Annotated in this window: 2 pseudogenes; one reads left to right on the top strand and one right to left on the bottom strand. The window is 57.9% G+C overall.

Annotation, left to right across the window (positions count from 1 at the left end):
• Positions 1-68: 68 nt before the first annotated feature.
• Positions 69-224 (top strand): annotated as a pseudogene (locus NKG99_RS35765) (ATP-binding protein); the annotation flags it as partial.
• A gap of 512 nt (positions 225-736) precedes the next feature.
• Here the strand turns inward: NKG99_RS35765 and tnpB are convergent.
• Positions 737-823, bottom strand: a pseudogene (gene tnpB, locus NKG99_RS35760) (IS66 family insertion sequence element accessory protein TnpB); the annotation flags it as partial.
• Positions 824-945 lie beyond the last annotated feature (122 nt).

Genomic DNA, 945 nt, shown 5'->3' with positions numbered 1-945 from the left:
TTCCCGCGACCAGATCGATCAACTTCAACGCCGACTGCAATGGACCAGGCGATCAAGGAAAGGTGCATCATGAAGCATTCGCGGACCCCACCGTCGCCGACGCCATTCTCGATCGGATCGTGCACAACGCCCACCGCATCGTGCTCCAGGGCGACAGCATGCGAAAGCAAAAGGCAGCGCCCCTCTTGACCGGCGCCGAAAACGGCGAAATCAATCATCCATGAACGCAACAAGGCACCCGAGGACCGTCGCCGCCAAACTGTCCCGACATTAGCGAAATCGCTGTCCGGGAATTAGCGGAACCCCTGTCCGGCTTTTGCGAAATGCGCAGCCATCCCTGATGAACCGGCGGATTTTGACGTGCGACACGCCGAGCTTCGCGGCCGCATCCGACATGGAGAGCCACTCGCCATTCTTGTCGGAAGAGCGATAGCCGCTGATCTTGTGCACCGTGCCCAGCGATTGGACGCGACGCGGTCCAGGTCTTTCCCTGACCGGTTTGCATGCCCATGCGAAAAGCAGAAGCCTGCGCAAAACTTGGAATCACCGAACTGCACCCTAGTCAGATGGGCAAGATGGGGCATCGTGAACAGACATGCCTACAACGGCTATATCGGCCTCTATGAACTGCCCGGACCGCAGCCGATGGAACCAGCTTGCCCATCGGGCAAAGGCCATCCGCCAACTCAACTCCTCAAAATGCTCCGATCTCAAGGAAAGGGTAGTATGAAGCAAGTTAGTTTGCATACAGCGATATGCCGAGCCCATCATGCCAGATAATCTTGATCAGATTGCCGCTGCGGCCGCGGAAGACATAAAGATCGCCGGTGAACGGTTATGTTGCGCGCCACATAACCGTTTTTATGCGTCGGGCGAGATTATGTGGCGGAGCCGCCCTGACGCCCGTCAGGGCGGGCCAAGTCCGACTGCCTCCGCCACATATAT

Source organism: Mesorhizobium sp. M1409 (assembly GCF_040317535.1).
Classification (GTDB): domain Bacteria; phylum Pseudomonadota; class Alphaproteobacteria; order Rhizobiales; family Rhizobiaceae; genus Mesorhizobium.
Note: the sequence above shows the minus strand (reverse complement) of the source record. Positions and strands in the feature narration are given on the sequence as shown.